Here is a 21,377-nt window from a genome sequence, read left to right as displayed (position 1 = left end):
GAATGAAGTAACGAGGTCATGATGGCAATTCAGGGTATTGAAGGAGTGGTGCAGCAGTTGCAAGCCACGGCGGTTCAGGCCGGAGCGCTGCGACAAAACGATCCGGTGCAGGGAGCCAGTTTTGCCAATGAGTTAAAGGCGGCTCTCGGTAAGATCAGCGAGACTCAGCAAACTGCGCGTCAGCAAGCACAGGATTTTGAATTGGGTGTGCCGGGTATCAGTTTGAACGACGTGATGGTCGATCTGCAGAAGTCTTCGGTGTCTTTGCAACTGGGTGTGCAGGTACGTAATAAACTGGTTGCGGCTTATCAAGACGTCATGAATATGGCGGTGTAGCGGTAAATAAAGGGTGGCTATAGCGCAAACAGATAATCTATTCTGTATTGGCGTAAGCCTCCCTAATGTGATTTTCAGTGGTTTTCGACCCGTTTGCCTAATCAATAAATCATGGCAAGCCGGTGTCTTGAGCGTCGTCGGTGTTTTTTATGGGCAACACCAATCTTTTTACTATCAATGACTTTGGCGTGTTTCTTAAAGGAAAAAAGGCATAAAACAGTCAGCGATGCTACCAAATACTCCATTATCTTATCCTCCTTGAAATTGGTTAATTAAGCTAATATTTGTAGTTATTGTCCTAAATGTCAATTAGCGAGGGTGTAATGTAGATATATCCTCATCGAGCCCAGGAACTGTCTTATATCTTTGAGTGGATTCGTACGGTGTCGCTCGTAAACCACGCAAAAAATAATCGCTTACGCTGAAGAGATTGAGTCTCATTCAAGCAATGCCAGAGAACCGTGAGCGGTGTAACTTAAAGAAATATCTCTGTTTTATTGAAAGACCTAATTCCTGTTGTGCGGTGGCTATTATTTTTTTGACCGTGCTTTGGAGTAGGCTGATGCTTTGTGAATAAGATGAAAGATCCACAGCTTTACAAGGATGTTATTTTTTCTATGGAAATAATCGCGCTAATAGTATTTATTCGGGAAAAGTGATGAGCACTAAAAGTGAAGTAAGATGGCGTTTTTTCAGCATTGTCATGTTAATTGTGTTGGCCGTATTGACCTATGTGTTAGTTAAACTCAACTGATGTACGGGCCACTCAGGGTGGCCTTAGTCACATCCTCAGCCTGCCGTTGTTAAACCCAGCATCTATTCCTCTACCGTATTTAGCCATGGATATGCCGGAGGCTGCGCGGCGGTGGGCTGCATAATTCGCTGGTGCCCACGGATGGCGGTAGGTGCGAAGCCGAATCGTTTACGAAAGCGTTCGGCAAAACGAGAAGAACTTTCATAGCTCACATATTGTGCAATGGCGGAGATCGGCCAGTCTGTGGCTTGCAATAACAGCAGCGCGCGGCTCATACGTACATCGATCATCAGGTTGCGCAAGGCGCTATTCTCCGCCGACAGTTTGCGCCGCAGCACCACCTCGCTCATCATCAGATTTTCAGCCACTTCGGCGGCGGTCCAAATCCGTTGCGGATCGCTTGCCAGCAAGCGGCGCACCTGCTGGGTCAGATTATTGGCTTCCTGGTGAGTAAAGCGGATCCCCAGGTGTGCCAGCCACAGTAGGATTTCGCACATTTTATGGCGGATAATCATCTGGGGAAAACGATCGTGCAGCGTCAGTGCCAGCGCCGCGGTTTCAAAACTGTGCAAGAACGGGCAGGGCAGCTTCGTCAGCGTAGTGACGCCAGTGAAAGGGGTAGGCGGCGCGATAGGCGCATTGGCTACCGTATCAAACAGCAAGGGATCGCAAATCAGCAGTTGGCAGCTGTATACTCCGCTGTCTGAAAGACTATTAATCACATCGGCGGTTAGCCCACCTTCTACGATCAACAGCTCTCCGGCGCGAGCTACCACCTCCCGTTGCTTCCACCGTATACGTGTTTGCCCTTGCTGGATCAAAAACAGATGCGTCTGCTCAAAATAGAGCGACGGAAGTCGCAGTTCAGTATGCTGAATGATGTGTGCTGAGGCACCGATCCCGGGACAAAAATTAATTAAGCGTTCCATCAATATTCATTTCATCGTTATTATCTACGAATATCTTTACGCTTTGCTGGAGGATGGAGCAACATTTTTTCGCCTGTTGCCGATCACAACTCGATAATTTACTTGTCAAGAATCAGTTTCCTGTTGAACAGAAAACGTCCGTGTCGGGATAAGTGTTATCCATTAAATCGGCAATAGTGCCAGCGGTTTGCATTTTCATGCATTACCTGCCATACGAATTATTCAAATCTCATGCGTTTATATTATGGTGCAACGGGATAATAATAGTGTTTTATCCTATTAATTACTTAGGATAGGCGGTTAAACATAAGATTTATCTTGATTGCGGCTCACCAAGCAGCAAAGCGCGGTCATGGAATTGACCGTAGGTGCTGTTGACCGCGCTCTGGCGGGTAGACTGCCCGATCAAAACCGTTAATTCGTCCATGCGTCGCTGCATCAGTCGCTTCACTTCGGTTTCGTTTTTGAGGATTTGCTGCAATTTACCGCGTAAAATATCCTGCAAGCTCGAAGATGGCTCAGGGATACCCGCCAGTTGGGCGGTTTTTTCTACCGCCTGAACGTAGGTGATCTCCATTTCAATCAGCGCATCCCACTGGCCAGCCTGCGCCAGTGTGATCATTTGCTCGCTCAGGCTATGGATCTTTTGATAGGCCAATAGCAGTTGTTGGTGGTGTTCCATTATACGCCGTCCTGAACGGGTTGATAATTGGGGCCAATTTGACGCCAGGCGTCGGCAATGTTCTCCAGCAGCCCGCTGACTTCGTCAAGGGCTGCGACATCATTGTGCAGGTTGGCCTGCATCAGACGGCGTTTCATATAGTCATATAAGGCGGCGAGATTATCGGCGATCTCCCCTCCCTGTTCATGATTGAGGCCATTTTTTAGCCCGTTATCAATGATATTAATGGCTTTTGAGATCGCCAGCCCCTTGCCGGCGATATTCCCCTGATCCATCAGGATGCGTGCACGAAGCAGGGCGCTGAGCGCCCCGTCGAATAGCATCACGATGAGCTGGTGCGGGCTGGCACCCATCACGCCACTTTCTACACTAACCTGGGCGTAAGCCTGGGTTCCGCTGCGGTTGTACATGCTATTTTACCTGGTTAACGCGCCTATTTAGACGTGAACTGTTGGGTTAAATAATTACTGGTACCATTCAGTTTCGACATCATGGTATCCAACTGAACAAATTGCTGTTTGTAACGATCGATGGAGCTTTGAATACTTTCGGTCACGCGGGTGATTTGGGTATTCAAACGGTCGAGGTTGGTATTGATACTCTTGGTCGAGTTCTCAATCACGCCACCGGCCTTGATATAGTTTTGGATCTCATTGTGGATTTCCGTCGCCATACCGCTCTCTTTACCATCACCAGCGAAGAAATTGGCCACCTGATCGGGTTTTTCATCGATCGCTTTTTTTAACTTTTCGCTGTCCAATTCCAGTTTGCCGGTTTTGGTATTGGTAGTAATACCCAGGTTGCCCAAGCCCTTCAGCTCCGGGTTGTCCTGTGCGGCGCTTAGCGCGCTCTTAATGGAGGATTGGATGCCGCGCAGCGTGTTGTCACCCAACAGCGCCCCATTTTTGTTGTTCTGTGCTTCACCACTCTTTACTGGGGTGTATTTCGTCAGGGAATTAAAGGTATCCAACAGCGAGTTATAGCTATCAACCCAAGCCTTGACCTTGTCCGAGGTGCCGCTTTTATCGGCGGTGACCACCAGGTTCTGCGGTTCGCCCGGTTTGGTGATGGTTTTCAGATCCAGCGTCACCCCTTGCAGGGCGTCGGCGATCGAGTTGGTGCTGCGCTTGATGGTGGTACCGTTAATGGTCAACTCGGCATCCTGGCCTTTGACCGTTTCCTTCATCGCGTTGCTGGTGCTGGTAGGATCATAATTTAAGATCGCTCCCAGTTTATCGTCATTATTAACCTGCACCTTAACCGTATTTTTTTCGCCGGTGGTGGAGGAACTGATGGCCAACTGATAGTCGTTGTCGCCCACGCGCATGATGGTGGCGTTCACCCCGGCTTTGGCGCCGTTAATCGCATCGCGCATTTCCAGCAGTGAGGTTTGATCGTCACCTAGCGGGATTTTGACCTCTTTAGGGGGGTTGCCAGCGGTGATCGAAATCGAACGATCGCTGGCGCCGCTAGTGCCCAGTTTCTCCGCTTGATCGTTAATATCGGCCTTTGTCGTCAAGGTTTGCGGCTGTGCCAGATGCAGCACCTCGACGCTGTAATTACCCGGGACCGATTTGGCGGTGGTAGTCACGTTAAACTGATCGTGAGTGGTGGCGGTAGTATTGTTAAAGAATTCTGGCTTGGCCAAATCCTTGCTCAGGTTATCGAATTTTTCCAGCGAGCTTTTCAACGTGCCGTAGGCAGTCAGCTTGGCGTTATAGCTGGTTTGCTGGGTTGTATAAGGTGTCAGACGCTGTTGTTCCGCCTTGGTCAGCTTGTCCAGCAAGCCGTTGAGGTCCAGCCCTGAGCCGATGCCTAATGAACTAATCGATGCCATTCGTGATTCTCCTATGGTCAATGACTTTTACGCTCTATGCGTTATCGGCTCAGTATGTAAAAAGTTTACGGATAAATAGAAAAAACGATGGCGCAGTAGAAGAGGGAAAAACAGCGTTATTCGCGCCATTGGCGAAAAGTGAAAAAAACGGAAAAAAAATCTAAAGGTTGTGGGGGGAGCGCCGATACCTGAGGAGACGGTGGTTGACGCCGTGGACCAACAAGGTCCGAACCCTTTAATTGTGAATGCGAACGTCGCAACTGATTCGTAAGGAAAGCAAATTATGGCACAAGTAATTAATACCAACAGCCTGTCGCTGATGGCGCAGAACAACCTGAACAAATCTCAGTCTTCTCTGGGGACCGCTATCGAGCGTCTGTCTTCCGGTCTGCGTATCAACAGCGCGAAGGATGACGCTGCGGGTCAGGCGATCTCTAACCGTTTCACAGCTAACATCAAGGGCCTGACTCAGGCTTCCCGTAACGCTAACGACGGTATCTCTCTGGCGCAGACCACTGAAGGCGCACTGAACGAAGTCAACGACAACCTGCAGAACATCCGTCGTCTGACCGTGCAGTCTCAGAACGGTTCTAACTCATCCAGCGACCTGCAGTCAATCCAGGATGAAATCTCTCAGCGTCTGAACGAAATCAACCGTATTTCAGAGCAAACCGACTTCAACGGCGTGAAAGTGTTGAGCAGCGATCAGAAGTTGACTATTCAGGTTGGCGCTAATGATGGTGAAACCATTGATATCGATCTGAAAGATATTAATGCTAAAACTCTGGGCTTGGATAAATTCAGCGTTGCAAACCCAATCGATACTGCCAAAGTGGGCGGCGCAGCATTGACCACCGTTGATAAAATGGGGCCACCGGCTATTCAGGCTGATGGTAACGCAGCGACAAAAACCAGCGATGGCAAACTTTACACTGCGAATGGCACTGATTTCTTTGTAAAAGCTACCGATGGTGCTATTTACGATGCCACCGTTGCCGCTGACGGTAAAGTGACCTGGGATTCTACCACTGCGACCACTAACCCAACCGCTGGTATCAAGGAACAGTCTCAAGTTAAAGTGGGTACCACCGCCGTTACTGGTTTAACTGGTAGTGATGAACTGCGTACCTATACAGATCCAGCCGGTAAATCAGGTTATATGGTTAAAGGTAAGGATGACAACGGTAACGACGCTTACTATGCAGCTACTGTAGATGCATCTGGCAAAGTAACCAAAGGCGCGCAACAGTCTACCGATCCAAAAACTGCTGACCCACTGGCAACCCTGGACAAAGCTCTGTCACAGGTTGACGGCCTGCGTTCTTCCCTGGGTGCGGTACAGAACCGTTTCGACTCTGTTATCAACAACCTGAACAGCACCGTGAACAACCTGTCTGCTTCCCAGTCTCGTATTCAAGATGCCGACTACGCGACCGAAGTGTCTAACATGAGCCGTGCCAACATCCTGCAACAGGCTGGCACCTCTGTTCTGGCCCAGGCTAACCAGTCTACCCAGAACGTACTGACCCTGCTGCGTTAATCACTCTCTCCGATTAGCCTGTCATCCAAACCCTGCTTCGGCAGGGTTTTTTGTCTTTTGCTGCCATCAGGGTTTTTACATGGCACAAATAAAGCCCGTTTTGTACGGCTGTTCAGACGATTGGTATTGCGCCTGCTACGGATAATAGCCATGACTCCGTTATCCGCAGGTTAGACATAGTGAGCGATCTGTATACCGCCGAAGGCGTCATGGACAAAAATTCTCTCTGGCTGCGCTACGTTCCGCTAGTGCGCCACGAGGCGTTACGCCTGCAGGTTCGGCTGCCCGCCAGCGTGGAACTGGACGATCTGCTGCAAGCAGGGGGAATCGGGCTGTTGAACGCCGTTGAGCGTTACGATGCCCTGCAAGGAACGGCCTTCACGACCTATGCCGTGCAGCGTATTCGCGGTGCGATGCTCGACGAGTTGCGTAGCCGTGACTGGGTGCCGCGCAGCGTGCGCCGCAACGCTCGGGAAGTGGCGCGCATGATGCAGCAGTTGGAACAGCGGCTCGGCCGCCCGGCCAGCGAAATGGAGGTGGCACAGGGGTTGGATGTCTCGCTGGACGAGTATCGCCAGATCCTGTTGGACACCAATAATAGCCAGCTATTTTCCTACGACGAATGGCAGGAAGAGCATGGCGACAGCGCCGAACCGGTGCTGGAAGGTCATGAAGCTGCCAATCCGTTGCATCAACTGTTGGAAGGCAATCTGCGCCAGCGGGTGATCGATGCCATCGAGGCGCTGCCGGAACGCGAAAAACTGGTGCTGACGCTGTATTACCAGGAGGAGTTGAATCTGAAGGAAATTGGCGCAGTGCTCGATGTGGGTGAGTCGCGAGTCAGCCAGTTGCATAGCCAGGCAATCAAACGCCTGCGGGCACGTCTGGCTCAGGACAACTGAACCCCCAAGCCTGCCTCCCTAACCAACCTGATTACTGCCGCAATAAATGGACTGCAAAAGATGCCAGGAAAACAGTTGAAGAAACGGCCACTCAGCCGCTACCTGAAAGATTATAAACACAGCCAAACCCATTGTTCCCAGTGCGAGAAGGTGCTAGACCGCATGGCACTGGTGTTCCGTGGCAAGATCATCAATAAGGAAGCCATCGCCCGGATGGATCAGCCGATTGACGATCAGGTCTGGCAAAACGTGCAAAGCGAGTTGACCGCGCTATGCCGGTTTTGTAGTGAAATCTCCTGTAATAGTCACCCCAGTTACTTCGACATCATGGCGTTTAAACAGTATCTGTTTGAACAGACCGAGATGAACCACAGCACCATCCGTGAATATGTCGTGCGCCTGCGGCGCCTGGATGAAATGCTGGTGGCACACAACTATCCTGCCGATCAGTTTGCCAGCGCCTTCAACCATCAGCGTATTATTGACGATCTGCCACCGGCGGCGAGCGATAACTACCGCATTGCGCTGCGCAAATACGACCAATACCTGGCCTGGCAAAAAAGTTATTGATTGACCTGACCCGGTCGGTTGGCCGGGTTACCCTGCAGCCATCCCCACGAATAAAGAGTGATTATTCAGAGCACATCTGATAAATCTATCACTCAAACACCGTTATTTTATTCCCTGGGGGAAGTTGTGGATCTGCAACAGCAACTGGCGCAATTCCCGCGCCTGGATTTGGTTGGCTCTGCCACGCCGCTCGAAAAGTTATCCCGCCTTTCAGACTACCTTGGCCGCGAAATTTACATCAAACGTGACGATGTCACTCCGATGGCAATGGGTGGCAACAAGCTGAGAAAGCTGGAGTTTTTAGCCGCCGACGCGGTACGCCAAGGGGCCGATACCCTGGTTACCGCCGGTGCCATTCAATCCAACCACGTTCGCCAGACCGCCGCCGTGGCGGCCAAGCTCGGCCTGCAATGCGTAGCGCTGTTGGAAAACCCCATCGACACCAAAGCGGAAAACTACCTCAGTAACGGTAATCGCCTGCTGCTCGATCTGTTCAATGTTGAAGTGGTGATGTGCGATGCCTTGCACGATCCGCAGATGCAACTGGCCGATCTGGCCACACGTTTGGAAGCCCAGGGTTTCCGTCCTTATGTCATCCCCGTAGGCGGTTCCAACGCGCTCGGCTCATTGGGCTATGTGCAGTGTGCGCTGGAAATTGCAGCACAAAGCCATGGCATCAACTTCAGTTCGATCGTAGTGGCATCCGGCAGTGCCGGGACTCACGCCGGTCTGGCGGTGGGGCTACAGCAACTGCTGCCGGAGAGCGAACTGATTGGCGTGACCGTTTCCCGCAAGGTGATCGATCAGTTACCGAAGGTTGAACAGTTGCAAAAAGCGGTCGCCTGTTCGCTGAATATTGACGAGCTGGCCCCCATAACCTTGTGGGATGACTATTTTGCCCCGCAGTACGGTATGCCGAATGACGAAGGTACGGCGGCGGTGAAACTGTTGGCGCAGCAGGAAGGTGTGCTGCTGGACCCGGTCTATACTGGTAAGGCGATGGCGGGGTTGATTGATGGCATCAGCCAGAAACGTTTTCGCGATGAAGGTCCGATCCTGTTTGTGCACACCGGTGGGGCACCGGCGCTGTTTGCTTATCACCCGCAGGTCTGATGCCGAGCAAAGTTGTTATTCCATTTAGAACTATAGTTATTAGGTTATATTCCTTTATGAAGTATTTATGACTGTTAAAGTCATGAAATCAAAAAGATAAACAACAGATGGGGTGTCTATGGTCTTTTCAAAATTTCGTCGTCAACTGCTGCTGGGTGTGATGGCCGTGGCACTGACCACCGGCTTGAACGTGAAAACCTACGCGGCCGATAACCTGCTCGATCAGGTCAAGCAGCGCGGTACGCTGATCGTTGGGCTGGAAGGCACCTATCCGCCGTTCAGCTTCCAGGGGGAGGACGGCAAACTGACCGGCTTTGAGGTGGATTTCGCTAATGCACTGGCGGAACATCTGGGGGTGAAGGCCAAGCTCAATCCAACCAAATGGGATGGCATGCTGGCCTCGTTGGAGTCCAAGCGTATCGATGTAGTGATCAACCAGGTCACCATCTCCGATGAGCGTAAGAAAAAGTACGATTTCTCTACCCCATACACCGTTTCCGGTATCCAGGCGCTGGTGAAGAAAGGCAACGAAGGCATTATTACCAAGGCCGACGATCTGAAGGGCAAGAAGGTCGGCGTGGGTCTGGGCACCAACTACGAACAGTGGCTGCGTGACAACGTGCAGGGTGTTGATGTACGTACCTACGACGATGACCCAACCAAGTATCAGGATCTGCGCGTAGGCCGCATCGATGCCATTTTGGTCGACCGTCTGGCGGCGTTGGATCTGGTGAAGAAAACCGGTGATACGCTGGCCGTCGCTGGCCCGGCATTCTCTCGCCAGGAAGCTGGCGTAGCGGTGCGTAAAAACAATCCGGAACTGCTGGCCGCTATCGATCAGGCGATTGCCGAAATGCAGAAAGACGGGACGTTGGCGAAGATCTCTGAAAAATGGTTTGGCGCGGACGTAACTAAATAATGCAAGAGAGTATTCAACTGGCGCTGGATTCAGCGCCATTTTTATTACGGGGTGCGCTGTTGACCCTCCAGCTCAGTCTGGGTGGCATGGCGCTCGGTTTGATCCTCGGGTTTTTGTTGGCGCTGATGCGCCTTTCGCCGTTATGGCCGATCTCCTGGCTGTCACGCATCTACGTTTCCCTGTTTCGCGGTACGCCGCTGATCGCCCAGCTGTTTATGATCTATTACGGCTTACCGCAGTTTGGCATCGAGTTGGATCCATTCCCGGCGGCATTAATCGGCCTTTCGTTAAACACCGCAGCCTATACCTCGGAAACGCTGCGTGCGGCGATCTCCTCGATCGATAAAGGGCAGTGGGAAGCGGCGGCCAGTATCGGCATGACGCCCTGGCAGACCCTGCGCCGGGTGATCCTGCCGCAGGCGGCTCGCACCGCGCTGCCTCCGCTGGGCAACAGCTTTATCGGTTTGGTCAAAGATACCTCGCTGGCGGCGACCATTCAGGTGCCGGAGCTGTTCCGTCAGGCGCAGCTGATCACTTCACGTACGCTGGAAGTGTTCGCCATGTATCTGGCGGCATCGCTGATCTACTGGGTGATGGCCACCTTGCTTTCCGCGTTGCAGAACCGTCTGGAAGCGCACGTTAACCGTCAGGATCAGGAGTAACCGATGAGCGCCATCGAAGTCAGACAGTTGGTTAAAAAGTTCAAAGGGCAGACCGTATTACACGGCATCGATCTTGAGGTGAACGCGGGTGAAGTGGTGGCGATTATCGGGCCGAGTGGTTCCGGTAAGACGACCTTGCTACGCAGCATCAACCTGCTGGAGGTGCCGGATTCTGGCACTATCCGTGTCGGTGACATCTTGATCGACAGCGCTCGCCCGCTGAGCAAACAAAAAAATCAGGTACGGGCCCTGCGCCAGCAGGTGGGCTTTGTGTTTCAGAGCTTCAACCTGTTTCCCCACCGTTCGGTGCTGGAAAACATCATCGAAGGTCCGGTGATCGTTAAAGGAGAGGCCAAGGCCAGCGCTGAAAAACTGGCGCGTGTCCTGTTGGCAAAAGTGGGGCTGAGCGGTAAAGAGCAGGCCTATCCTAAACGTTTGTCCGGCGGTCAGCAGCAGCGCGTAGCCATTGCCAGGGCGTTAGCGATGCAGCCCGAGGTCATTTTGTTTGATGAACCGACCTCTGCGCTGGATCCTGAACTGGTTGGCGAAGTGCTCAATACCATTCGCGCCTTGGCAGAAGAGAAACGCACCATGGTGATCGTCACCCACGAAATGAGCTTTGCCCGTGACGTGGCCGATCGCGCCATTTTTATGGATCATGGCCGCATTGTCGAGCAGGGGCCCGCGAAGGCGTTGTTCGCCAACCCGCAGCATCAGCGCACCAAGCAGTTTCTGGATAAGTTTCTCAACCAGTGATCTTGTCAGGGGGCGATGCCCCCTTAACCTCGTTATCCTGCCTTTAACAACTCATTACGCGCTGCGGCGGCGAGAAATGCGCTGCGGCTGCCATAGCCCGGATGCTGCTGCACCAGCGCATCAATACGGTTGAGCAGCCTATGGGGCAACGTGATATTGATGCGTTCTGCCCGGCCATCGAACTTGTCCATATTGATATCCACCAGCAACCACTGGCCGCCGTTGAGGGCATCGTTGCCCTGAGACAGATGGAAGGACACTGTCTGTGGGCGTGGAATGACCTGATTGTTTTCACTCAATAATTCAAAGTGGGCATCTAGAGCGCTTTTGGCGTCCTGGAAGGTTTGATCGAGACTGACTTCGGCAAAGTAGCAGCCTGGCACATCGGGAAAATCGGCTGATTTTTATGCAGGCAATAAAAAACCCCGCGTCAATGCGGGGTTGGTGGTGTTACTCGAAATGTGGCGATTAACAGATCGTCATCAAGCTGGCGTTCCCCCCGGCGGCGGCGGTGTTGACGCTTAATGAACGTTCGATCAACAGGCGTTCCAACAGGATATTGGTTTCACCGCGGGCAAAGCCCTGCACCGAGACAATAGCACCGCTACGTTGAGCAATCTGCTCACACAGCGTGCGCAGCTGATCGGCGTCGCCGTGATAGATGGCCGCATCAAACTCGACATTATCCTGCGCCCAATCCTTGGTGAAACCGATCCGTGCCTGTACGGCGGCTGGCAAGCTGCGATACAGCGTACGCTGCAATTCCGCCTCCGGCCACAGCGCCTGGCTGCCAACCGCCAGCACGGCGGCCAACTGGTTCAGCGCATCGGCGTTGTTGTCCGCCAGGCACAGCACGCGTTCACGTGGCAGCAGGGCGTAAGTGTTGCGTTCCCCGGTTGGGCCTGGCAGCGGACGTACGGTGCCACCCTGGCCCAGTTCGGCGTATTGTTGCGCCAGGACGGCCAACTCGCGATGGTTCTCCGCCACGGCCCATTGTTCCAAGGCCTGATGCGGCACAAGCAGCGTAGGGCGTACGGTGGCTTCCAGAGGACGCTCGTTATCCTGGCGATTCAGCGTGCGCTGCACGGCATCCTGTGGACGACTGGCCAGCAGGCGGTACAGATAGAGCGGGCCACCGGCTTTCGGCCCGGTGCCAGACAGGCCTTCGCCGCCAAACGGCTGCACGCCTACCACTGCACCCACCATATTGCGGTTAACATACAGGTTACCGACCTTGGCATGATCGGTGACTCTGGCGATGGTTTCATCGATACGCGTATGGATACCCAGCGTCAGACCATAGCCTGAAGCATTGATCTGATCGACCAACGCGCCCAGATTGGCACGCTGGAAGCGAACGACGTGCAGCACCGGGCCAAAGATCTCTTTTTGCAGCTCGTCAAAGCTTTCCAGTTCGATCAGCGTTGGCTTCACAAAGGTGCCGCGAGCCCACTCTTTCTCATCATCTCCCAGGCTTTTTGCCGCCTGATAAACCTTGCGGCCTTTGGCCCGCATGGCCTGGATATGGCGTTCAATGCCGGTTTTGGCTTCGGCGTCGATCACCGGGCCAATGTCAGTAGACAGGCGTTCTGGATTACCCATCCGGCATTCTGCCATCGCCCCGCGCAGCATTTTCAGGGTGTGTTCTGCCACGTCTTCCTGCACACACAGGATGCGCAGGGCAGAGCAACGCTGTCCGGCACTGTCGAAGGCAGAGGCCACAACGTCGGTCACCACCTGTTCGGTCAGGGCAGAAGAGTCGACGATCATCGCGTTCAAACCACCGGTTTCGGCAATCAACGGGGTTGGGCGGCCTTGAGGGTCCAGACGGCCTGCGATATTGCGTTGCAGAATGCCCGCAACGTCGGTAGAGCCGGTGAACATCACGCCGCGTACGCGGGCATCATTGACCAATAGGGAACCTACGGTTTCACCCTGGCCAGGCAACAGTTGCAGAACGCCCTGAGGAATGCCAGCCTCAAGCAGGATACGCACCGCCTGAGCGGCGACCAACGGCGTCTGTTCCGCCGGTTTTGCCAGCACGCTGTTACCGGCAGCAAGGGCGGCGGCAACCTGGCCGGTGAAGATGGCCAGCGGGAAGTTCCACGGGCTGATGCAGACTACCGGGCCTAACGGACGATGGCTGTCATTGGCGAAGTCGTCACGCACTTGGCCAGCATAGTAATGCAGAAAATCTACCGCCTCACGGACTTCTGAGATGGCGTTATTGAAGGTTTTACCCGCTTCGCGCACCAGGATCCCCAGCAGGCTTTGCAGTTGGCTTTCCATCAGCTCTGCCGCGCGTTCTAAAATGGCGGCACGTTCGGAAGGTGGGGTGGCAAACCAGATCGGCCCGGCTGCGACGGCAGAGTCTAATGCACGGCTGACTTCACCTTCGGTGGCCTCACGCACATAGCCGACAATATCACCCGGTTCGGCTGGGTTGATCACCGGTTGTTCAACGCCTTGATCCAACGGAGCATCGATCATCGGCTCAGCACGCCATTGCTGGCTTGCGCTGGTGAGCAGGGCGCTGGACAGCGAAGCCAGCCGCTGTTCGTTGGCGAGATCCAGACCGCTGGAGTTAACGCGTTTTTCACCATATAGCTCACGCGGCAACGGAATACGCGGATGTGGCAAACCTATGCGGCCTTCGCTAGCCGCCATGGCCTCGACCGCGCTGACCGGATCGGCCACCAGTTCATCGAGCGGCAGGGTGGCATCGGCGATACGGTTAACGAATGAGGTATTGGCCCCGTTTTCCAACAGACGGCGTACCAGATAGGCCAGCAGCGTTTCGTGCGTGCCGACTGGCGCATAAATACGGCAAGGGCGGTTCAGCTTGCCGTCGGCCACTTTGCCTACCACCTGTTCGTACAGCGGTTCGCCCATGCCGTGCAGACACTGGAATTCGTACTGGCCCGGATAGTAGTTATTGCCTGCCAGATGATAGATGGCGCTCAGCGTGTGGGCGTTGTGGGTAGCAAACTGCGGATAAATCAGGTTCGGCACCGCCAGCAGCTTGCGGGCGCAGGCCAGATAGGAAACGTCGGTATACACTTTGCGGGTATACACCGGGTAGCCTTCCAGGCCATCCATCTGGGCGCGCTTGATTTCGCTGTCCCAGTAAGCGCCTTTAACCAGGCGGATCATCAGGCGACGGCGGCTGCGGCTGGCCATGTCGATCACCGCATCAATGGCAAACGGGCAGCGCTTCTGGTAAGCCTGAATAACAAAGCCGATGCCGTTCCAACCGGCCAACTGCGGCTCAAAGCACAGTTTTTCCAGCAGATCGAGGGAGATTTCCAGGCGATCGGCCTCTTCGGCGTCGATATTGATGCCGATATCGTATTGACGTGCCTGCAACGTCAGCGACAGCAAGCGTGGATACAGCTCTTCCATCACGCGATCGTACTGAGCGCGGCTGTAACGTGGGTGCAGCGCTGAAAGTTTGATCGAGATGCCTGGGCCTTCATAGATGCCACGGCCATTGGAGGCTTTGCCGATAGCGTGGATGGCTTGCTGATAGGAAACCAGGTAAGCCTGGGCATCGGCTTCGGTCAGTGCGGCTTCACCCAGCATGTCGTAAGAGTAACGGAAACCTTTGTCTTCCAGCTTGCGCGCGTTGGCCAGCGCTTCGGCGATGGTTTCACCAGTCACAAACTGCTCGCCCATCAGGCGCATCGCCATGTCGACCCCTTTGCGGATCAACGGCTCGCCGCGCTTACCGATGATGCGGTTCAGGGCGCTGGAGAGATTGGCTTCATTATGGGTAGAGACCAGCTTGCCGGTAAACAGCAGGCCCCAGGTTGCGGCGTTGACGAACAGCGAAGGGCTGCGGCCAAGGTGGGAGTGCCAGTTGCCGTTGCTGATTTTGTCGCGGATTAACGCATCACGCGTTGGCTTGTCTGGAATACGCAGCAGCGCTTCGGCCAGGCACATCAGAGCCACCCCTTCCTGAGAAGAGAGTGAGAACTCCTGCAGCAACCCTTGCACCATACCGGCACGGCCGTTGGCACTCTTCTGGTTACGCAGTTTTTCGGCAATGCCATAGGCCAGTTTATGGGTGGCCTGTGCCAGATCGGCGGGTAAACGCGCCTGTTCCAGCAGCATCGGCACAGCTTCAGTTTCCGGGCGGCGGTAGGCAGCGGTAATAGCTGCGCGAGTGACGGATTGCGGCAGGATCTGTTCGGCAAACTCAAGGAAGGGTTGATGAGACTCTTCAGGCACCTGCGGCGTGACGTCATCCGCTTCTGCCTGGCCGGCAGCGGCCAGCGTAGGAATTTCTGGCAGATCGGAACCACTCTCCAGACGTTCAAGATAATTGAAAATAGCCTGCTTGATTAACCAGTGTGGCGTGCGGTCAATCCGTTGCGCCGCGCTCTTGATGCGATCGCGGGTTGCTTCATCGAGCTTCACGCCCATTGTGGTAGTGCCCATGCCAATACAACTCCTGTGTTTGGACCCCCTCCCAATCTGCCAGATTAGGGGGCGAACCATCGTGTAATGAGGTTATTGATGCCGACAATATCCTGCATGTTGCAACTTTGTGCAACCTTGTTAAATATGCGCCGTGGCGAAGTGTGACTTCCATCGATTTTTAACATCTTGAGCGCTACGGATTATGGGCAGATAAGTCAGGGGCGTGGTGTGAGACTAGCTTATTTCCCTGTGTCAATCAGGGTTAAGTAAGAGGTGCAACTCGTTTCGGCTGTGACGAGTGCAACCTTGACAGCGAATAAATGTGACCTGGCGTGAGTTTCGTGTGACTTTTTTGTTAAATCTCTTGTTGGTTGTTGACTGCCTCAACTAGGATAGCCAGCGTTCAGACCATGATGGGTATAAACGCTGTTTATCCGCCACCATCGCAATGCGCCCCGTTCCGGCGCGTGGCGGGTGAAATTACTGACATAAAAATACCCGATAACTTTCAAGAGGCTGCTAACATACGGCGGCTTGAAAGGGAGAAGGGAATAAAAAGTGGAGAGTTTGAAATAATGAACACACCTATGCTGGTGACCTTCGTGGTCTACATCCTTGGGATGGTGGTGATCGGCCTGCTGGCCTATCGGGCCACCAACAACTTTGACGACTACATTCTGGGTGGCCGCAGCCTGGGCAGCGTGGTGACCGCGCTCTCCGCTGGGGCATCCGATATGAGTGGCTGGCTCCTAATGGGCCTGCCGGGCGCGATTTTCCTCTCCGGGATTTCTGAGAGCTGGATCGCCATCGGGCTGACCATCGGTGCCTACCTGAACTGGAAGCTGGTGGCAGGACGGTTACGCGTCCATACCGAAGCCAACAACAACGCCTTGACGCTGCCGGATTATTTCACCAGCCGTTTTGAAGATAACAGCAAACTGCTGCGGGTGATTTCCGCCATCGTGATCCTGGTGTTCTTCACCATCTATTGTGCTTCCGGCATTGTGGCCGGTGCGCGCCTGTTTGAAAGCACCTTCGGTATGACCTACGCCACCGCGCTGTGGGCCGGGGCGGCCGCCACTATCCTGTATACCTTTATTGGCGGGTTTCTGGCGGTCAGTTGGACCGATACCGTGCAGGCCAGCCTGATGATTTTTGCGCTGATCCTCACTCCGGTGATTGTGATCTTCGCCGTGGGCGGCATCGACAGTTCGATGTTGGTGATCGCGGCTAAAAACCCGGCCAATCTGGATATGATGAAAGGGCTGAATCTGGTAGCGATCCTGTCGTTGCTGGGCTGGGGTCTGGGCTACTTTGGGCAGCCGCATATTCTGGCGCGCTTTATGGCGGCGGACTCCCACCGCACCATCCGTAGCGCTCGCCGCATCAGTATGACCTGGATGATCCTCTGCCTGGCGGGGACCATTGCGGTTGGCTTCTTCGGCATTGCTTACTTTGCCAATAACCCGGATCAAGCGGGCAATGTGACGCAAAACGGCGAGCGGGTGTTTATCGAACTGGCCATGTTGCTGTTTAACCCATGGATTGCCGGGATCCTGCTGTCGGCCATTCTGGCGGCGGTAATGAGCACCTTGAGCTGTCAGCTGCTGGTTTGTTCGAGTGCGATCACCGAAGACCTGTACAAAGCCTTCTTGCGCAAAGGGGCCAGCCAGCGTGAGCTGGTGTGGGTAGGGCGTGCGATGGTGCTGGTGGTAGCGCTGGTGGCGATTGCCCTGGCGGCTAACCCGGAGAACCGCGTGCTGGGTCTGGTAAGCTATGCCTGGGCCGGTTTTGGTGCCGCATTTGGCCCGGTGGTGCTGATCTCGGTACTGTGGTCGCGTATGACCCGTAACGGCGCACTGGCCGGTATGCTGGTTGGGGCGATCACCGTGATCGTCTGGAAGCAGTACGCCTGGCTGGATCTGTATGAAATCATTCCAGGCTTTGTGTTTGGCTGTATCGCCATCGTGGTGGTTAGCCTGATGGGCCGCCAGCCTTCGGCAACTATCACCAAACGTTTTGATCTGGCAGAAGCCGAGTTCAAAACGGTCTAAATCCGCCTTAATCTCTCCCCGGCAATCGGGGAGAGATCTGCTTCCCTCCTCACGACTCTCATCAAGCTGTAACAACTAGCGACATTTGATTAATAAAAATCACACTTCCGCCTCTTGTTTTTCTTTTCAGTAGAATGATAATCACTATCGTTCTGGTTTACTTTTCTTTACATTGCCGCAGCCTGGTTACTCAGCGCCAGCGGCTGACTACAAACGCCTTTTCAGGGGTTAATATTCTATGTTTGTTCCTTTCCTTATCATGTTCCGTGAGGGGCTGGAGGCTGCGCTGATCGTCAGTTTGATCGCCAGCTATCTGAAGCGGACTCAACGCGGTCAATGGCTTGGTGTGGTATGGATTGGGGTAATCGTCGCCGTTGCTCTGTGCCTGGCGCTAGGTATCTTCATCAATGAAACCACCAGCGAGTTTCCGCAAAAACAGCAAGAGCTGTTCGAAGGGCTGGTAGCGGTGGTGGCGGTGTGCATCCTGACCTATATGGTGTTCTGGATGCGCAAGGTTTCCCGCTCGGTGAAGGTGCATCTTGAAGGGGCGATCGATAACGCCCTCAACTCGAGTAAAAGGCAAGGGTGGGCGTTGGTGGCGATGGTGTTTTTTGCCGTTGCCCGTGAGGGGCTGGAGTCGGTGTTCTTTCTGTTGGCTTCGTTTCAGCAGGATGTGGGCATTGCCGCGCCCATCGGTGCGATGCTCGGGCTGGCGTGCGCCATCGTGGTGGGCATGCTGATCTATTGGGGCGGTATCAAACTGCACCTGGCCAAGTTCTTCAAATGGACCAGCCTGTTTATTCTGTTCGTGGCTGCGGGCCTGGCCGCCGGGGCGATCCGTGCCTTCCACGAGGCTGGACTGTGGAACCACTTCCAGGACATCGCGTTCGACCTCAGCAACCAGCTATCCACGCATTCACTGCTGGGCACCCTGTTAGAGGGAGTGTTCGGCTATCAGGAAGCGCCATCGGTCAGCGAAGTGGCGGTCTATTTCCTGTATCTGATCCCTGCTCTGATTTTCTTTTTCCTGCCGCAGCGTACGGAATCCTCTGCGATCCCGGCGCAACGCAAGACACATCACTAATTTACTAGGGAATCCCGTATGTCTACTCCGTTATTTCGCCGCAAGGCATTGTATGCCGCATTACTGGCCGTTCCTGCTTTCGCGCTGAGCCTCAACGCGCTGGCGGCGGATATCCCTCGAGTTTTGGTGACCGTAAACGACAAACAGTGTGAGCCGATGCAGTTGACCCTGCCCGCCGGTAAAACCCAGTTTGTGGTGCATAACACCAGCCAGAAGAACCTGGAGTGGGAAATCCTCAAAGGCGTGATGGTGGTGGAAGAGCGTGAAAATATCGCGCCAGGTTTCACCCAGAAAATGACGGCAAACCTCGAGCCGGGTGAATACGACATGACCTGTGGGCTGCTGAGCAACCCGAAAGGCAAGCTTGTCGTCACGGCTGCGGGTGCGGTAGCTGATGGCAAACCGAATGTGATGGATCTGGTTGGCCCGATTGCCGAATATAAAGTCTATGTCACCAAGGAAGTTGAAGGGCTGGTCAAGCAGACCAAGCTGTTCACCGATGCGATCAAAGCCGGTGATGTGGCCCAGGCCCGCAAGCTTTATGCGCCAACCCGTCAGCACTACGAGCGTATCGAACCGATTGCCGAGCTGTTCTCCGATCTGGACGGCAGCATCGACGCCCGTGAAGACGACTATGAGAAAAAAGCCGAAGATCCGAAATTCACCGGCTTCCACCGTCTGGAGAAAGCGCTGTTTGCCGATAACACCACCAAGGGCATGAATGAGTATGCCGATGATCTGTATAAAGACACGCTGGAATTGCAAAAACGCATCGGTGAACTGACCTTCCCGCCAAGCAAAGTGGTGGGCGGTGCTGCCGGCCTGATTGAAGAAGTGGCGGCCAGCAAGATCAGCGGTGAAGAGGATCGCTACAGCCGTACCGACCTGTGGGATTTCCAGGCCAACGTTGATGGCGCCCAGAAGATTGTCAACCTGTTGCGTCCGCTATTAGAAAAGGCCAACCAGCCACTGCTGGCCAAGATCGACGCCAACTTTAAAACCGTCGATACCATCCTGGCTAAATACGAGACCGCAGAGGGTTATGAGTCTTACGAGAAGCTGACCACCGCGGATCGTAATGCGATGAAAGGGCCGATCACTACGCTGGCAGAAGACCTGTCACAGCTGCGTGGCGTGCTGGGTCTGGATTAAGGCTGAGCATGATGAACAACAAGACCGGCCCGCATAACGGGCCGTTTCCTCAAGATGAGCAGGCCGCTTCGCCTTCGCGTAGGCGGTTGTTGCAGGGTTTGGGCATGATGGGCGGTGCTCTGGCGTTGGCGGGGCCATCCCTGGCGCGGGCAGCAGAAGAGCCACTGGCTACCTCGCAGGACGAACGCTGGCAAAAACAACCGTTCTACGGCCAGCACCAAGCCGGTATTTTGACGCCGCAGCAAGCGGCCATGATGCTGGTGGCTTTCGACGTGTTGGCGACCAACAGGCAGGATCTTGAACGGCTATTTCGCCTGTTGACCAGCCGTATCGCGTTCCTCACCAGCGGCGGTAAGGCACCGGAGGTCGATCCCAAGCTGCCACCGTTGGATTCGGGCATTATGGGGCCGGAGATCTACCCCGATAACCTGACCATCACCGTTTCCGTTGGCACCTCGCTGTTTGATGAGCGCTTTGGCTTACAGGCGCAGAAACCGCTGCACCTGCAAACCATGACGCGTTTTCCCAACGACTCACTTGATGCTGCCCTGTGTCATGGTGACCTGCTGCTGCAAATCTGTGCCAATACCAATGAAACGGTGATCCACGCGCTGCGCGATATCATCAAGCATTCGCCAGACTTGCTCAGCGTGCGCTGGAAGCGGGAAGGTTTTATCTCGGCTCACTCGGCCCGAAGCCGGGGCAAAGAGACGCCGATTAACCTGCTGGGCTTCAAAGATGGTACCGCCAACCCAAAAACCAGCGATAAGCCGTTGATGGATCAGGTGGTGTGGGTCGGTAATAAGGCGGGGGAACCTGCCTGGGCCGTTGGCGGTAGCTATCAGGCTGCGCGTATTATTCGTTTCCACGTCGAATTTTGGGATCGGACGCCGTTGCAGGAGCAGCAAACCATCTTTGGCCGCGAAAAACACAGTGGTGCGCCGTTGGGGATGAAGCACGAACATGATGAACCGGACTATGCCAAAGACCCGGAAGGTAAGCTGATCCGCATGGATGCCCATATTCGGCTGGCCAACCCGCGCACACCACAAACCCAGAGCAGCCTGATGCTGCGCCGTGGCTACAGTTATTCGTTGGGCGTTTCCAATTCGGGACAACTGGAGATGGGCCTGCTGTTTGTCTGTTACCAGGCAGACTTGGAACAGGGTTTCCTGACGGTGCAGAAACGATTGGACGGTGAAGCGCTGGAGGAATACGTCAAGCCTATCGGTGGTGGTTACTTCTTTGTGTTACCGGGCGTCAAGACGAGTGGCGATTATTTGGCCAGCGGCTTGCTGCAGGCTTGAACAGCTAAGTTTTTCATCATAACAGAGAAGCGCAGCGCAAAGGTTGCGCTTTTTTATATGCTCAATTTTTAATCCGGAAACCTAAATGTCATTCGCCGGGATTAATGGCAATACATTGATATTTAACAATAAAATAATTTGATGCCAAGTCGTTTTCGCTTTGATATAGTGGTGTTGCAGCGGGTTAAAACAAAAAATATTAAATTTTTTTACATTTTAGCAACGCGGCGCGGTTGAATGTCATTATACTGTAATCATCTGGCGGTAGTTTTCACACGGTGCACAGCTTAGTGCTGTAAATATCACTGCGGGGATCGCTAATGGTAAAGTCCTTGGTTGGGCTACAAACAACAAATAA

The 21,377-nt window shown here is 54.0% G+C and carries 18 protein-coding genes; 12 read left to right on the top strand and 6 right to left on the bottom strand.

Going from position 1 to position 21,377, the window contains the following annotated elements:
• The first annotated feature begins 21 nt into the window (after positions 1–21).
• On the top strand, positions 22–336 hold the full coding sequence (fliE, locus tag KGP17_RS16400; RefSeq protein WP_024528887.1) for a flagellar hook-basal body complex protein FliE: 315 nt from the start codon (positions 22–24) through the stop codon (positions 334–336).
• A gap of 816 nt (positions 337–1,152) precedes the next feature.
• Here the strand turns inward: fliE and KGP17_RS16395 are convergent.
• From KGP17_RS16395 to fliD, 4 genes are all read right to left on the bottom strand, one after another.
• On the bottom strand, positions 1,153–2,019 hold the full coding sequence (locus KGP17_RS16395) for a helix-turn-helix transcriptional regulator (RefSeq protein ID WP_021805703.1): 867 nt from the start codon (positions 2,017–2,019) through the stop codon (positions 1,153–1,155).
• A 313-nt stretch (positions 2,020–2,332) separates the two neighbouring features.
• Entirely contained in the window at positions 2,333–2,701 is a 369-nt protein-coding gene (gene fliT / locus KGP17_RS16390; protein ID WP_021805702.1) for a flagella biosynthesis regulatory protein FliT, read from the bottom strand.
• Complete coding sequence (gene fliS / locus KGP17_RS16385) at positions 2,701–3,111, bottom strand: flagellar export chaperone FliS (RefSeq protein ID WP_021180965.1); 411 nt, start codon at positions 3,109–3,111, stop codon at positions 2,701–2,703. The genes fliT and fliS overlap by 1 nt, the downstream gene beginning before the upstream one ends.
• 23 nt (positions 3,112–3,134) lie before the next feature.
• Entirely contained in the window at positions 3,135–4,538 is a 1,404-nt protein-coding gene (gene fliD, locus KGP17_RS16380; RefSeq protein WP_094983056.1) for a flagellar filament capping protein FliD, read from the bottom strand.
• A gap of 283 nt (positions 4,539–4,821) precedes the next feature.
• Between fliD and KGP17_RS16375 the strand changes: the two genes are divergently transcribed.
• From KGP17_RS16375 to tcyN, 7 genes are all read left to right on the top strand, one after another.
• Complete coding sequence (locus KGP17_RS16375) at positions 4,822–6,078, top strand: FliC/FljB family flagellin (protein WP_209523992.1); 1,257 nt, start codon at positions 4,822–4,824, stop codon at positions 6,076–6,078.
• 179 nt (positions 6,079–6,257) lie between these two features.
• On the top strand, positions 6,258–6,980 hold the full coding sequence (locus tag KGP17_RS16370; RefSeq protein ID WP_021180968.1) for an RNA polymerase sigma factor FliA: 723 nt from the start codon (positions 6,258–6,260) through the stop codon (positions 6,978–6,980).
• Between the two features lie 60 nt (positions 6,981–7,040).
• Positions 7,041–7,550, top strand: coding sequence for a flagella biosynthesis regulatory protein FliZ (gene fliZ / locus KGP17_RS16365; protein ID WP_021805698.1), 510 nt, complete (start codon positions 7,041–7,043; stop codon positions 7,548–7,550).
• A 126-nt stretch (positions 7,551–7,676) separates the two neighbouring features.
• Positions 7,677–8,663, top strand: coding sequence for a D-cysteine desulfhydrase (locus KGP17_RS16360; protein WP_021805697.1), 987 nt, complete (start codon positions 7,677–7,679; stop codon positions 8,661–8,663).
• A gap of 118 nt (positions 8,664–8,781) precedes the next feature.
• Positions 8,782–9,582 carry a cystine ABC transporter substrate-binding protein gene (tcyJ, locus tag KGP17_RS16355; RefSeq protein ID WP_021180971.1) on the top strand — a complete coding sequence of 267 codons (801 nt, stop codon included), beginning with the start codon at positions 8,782–8,784 and terminating at the stop codon, positions 9,580–9,582.
• A complete protein-coding gene (gene tcyL / locus KGP17_RS16350) occupies positions 9,582–10,244 on the top strand; it encodes a cystine ABC transporter permease (protein ID WP_021180972.1) in 663 nt (220 codons plus the stop codon). The genes tcyJ and tcyL overlap by 1 nt, the downstream gene beginning before the upstream one ends.
• Positions 10,245–10,247: 3 nt before the next feature.
• Positions 10,248–11,000, top strand: a complete 753-nt coding sequence (gene tcyN, locus KGP17_RS16345; protein ID WP_021805696.1) for an L-cystine ABC transporter ATP-binding protein TcyN — start codon at positions 10,248–10,250, stop codon at positions 10,998–11,000.
• Positions 11,001–11,032: 32 nt separating this feature from the next.
• Here tcyN and KGP17_RS16340 read toward each other — a convergent pair whose 3' ends face one another.
• Positions 11,033–11,383 carry a type II toxin-antitoxin system HicB family antitoxin gene (locus tag KGP17_RS16340; RefSeq protein WP_209528910.1) on the bottom strand — a complete coding sequence of 117 codons (351 nt, stop codon included), beginning with the start codon at positions 11,381–11,383 and terminating at the stop codon, positions 11,033–11,035.
• A gap of 85 nt (positions 11,384–11,468) precedes the next feature.
• A complete protein-coding gene (putA, locus tag KGP17_RS16335; RefSeq protein WP_223497987.1) occupies positions 11,469–15,440 on the bottom strand; it encodes a trifunctional transcriptional regulator/proline dehydrogenase/L-glutamate gamma-semialdehyde dehydrogenase in 3,972 nt (1,323 codons plus the stop codon).
• A 557-nt stretch (positions 15,441–15,997) separates the two neighbouring features.
• On the opposite strand from putA, the gene putP reads away from it, so the two are divergent.
• The 4 genes from putP to efeB all read left to right on the top strand — a co-directional run bounded on the left by putP (position 15,998) and on the right by efeB (position 21,019).
• Positions 15,998–17,476 carry a sodium/proline symporter PutP gene (gene putP, locus KGP17_RS16330; RefSeq protein WP_094983052.1) on the top strand — a complete coding sequence of 493 codons (1,479 nt, stop codon included), beginning with the start codon at positions 15,998–16,000 and terminating at the stop codon, positions 17,474–17,476.
• 238 nt (positions 17,477–17,714) lie between these two features.
• The gene (efeU, locus tag KGP17_RS16325; protein WP_223497986.1) at positions 17,715–18,560 is read left to right on the top strand and encodes an iron uptake transporter permease EfeU; all 846 of its coding nucleotides are present in this window, start codon (positions 17,715–17,717) and stop codon (positions 18,558–18,560) included.
• An 18-nt stretch (positions 18,561–18,578) separates the two neighbouring features.
• Positions 18,579–19,712, top strand: coding sequence for an iron uptake system protein EfeO (efeO, locus tag KGP17_RS16320; protein ID WP_223497985.1), 1,134 nt, complete (start codon positions 18,579–18,581; stop codon positions 19,710–19,712).
• 11 nt (positions 19,713–19,723) lie between these two features.
• Positions 19,724–21,019 (top strand): iron uptake transporter deferrochelatase/peroxidase subunit, encoded by a 1,296-nt coding sequence (gene efeB / locus KGP17_RS16315; RefSeq protein WP_223499666.1) that lies wholly within the window; start codon positions 19,724–19,726, stop codon positions 21,017–21,019.
• The last annotated feature ends 358 nt before the right edge of the window (positions 21,020–21,377 follow it).

The organism is Serratia sp. JSRIV001, from assembly GCF_019968745.1.
Classification (GTDB): domain Bacteria; phylum Pseudomonadota; class Gammaproteobacteria; order Enterobacterales; family Enterobacteriaceae; genus Chania; species Chania fonticola_B.
The sequence above is the reverse complement of the archived record's forward strand: the minus strand, read 5'-3'. Positions and strand labels throughout refer to the sequence as shown.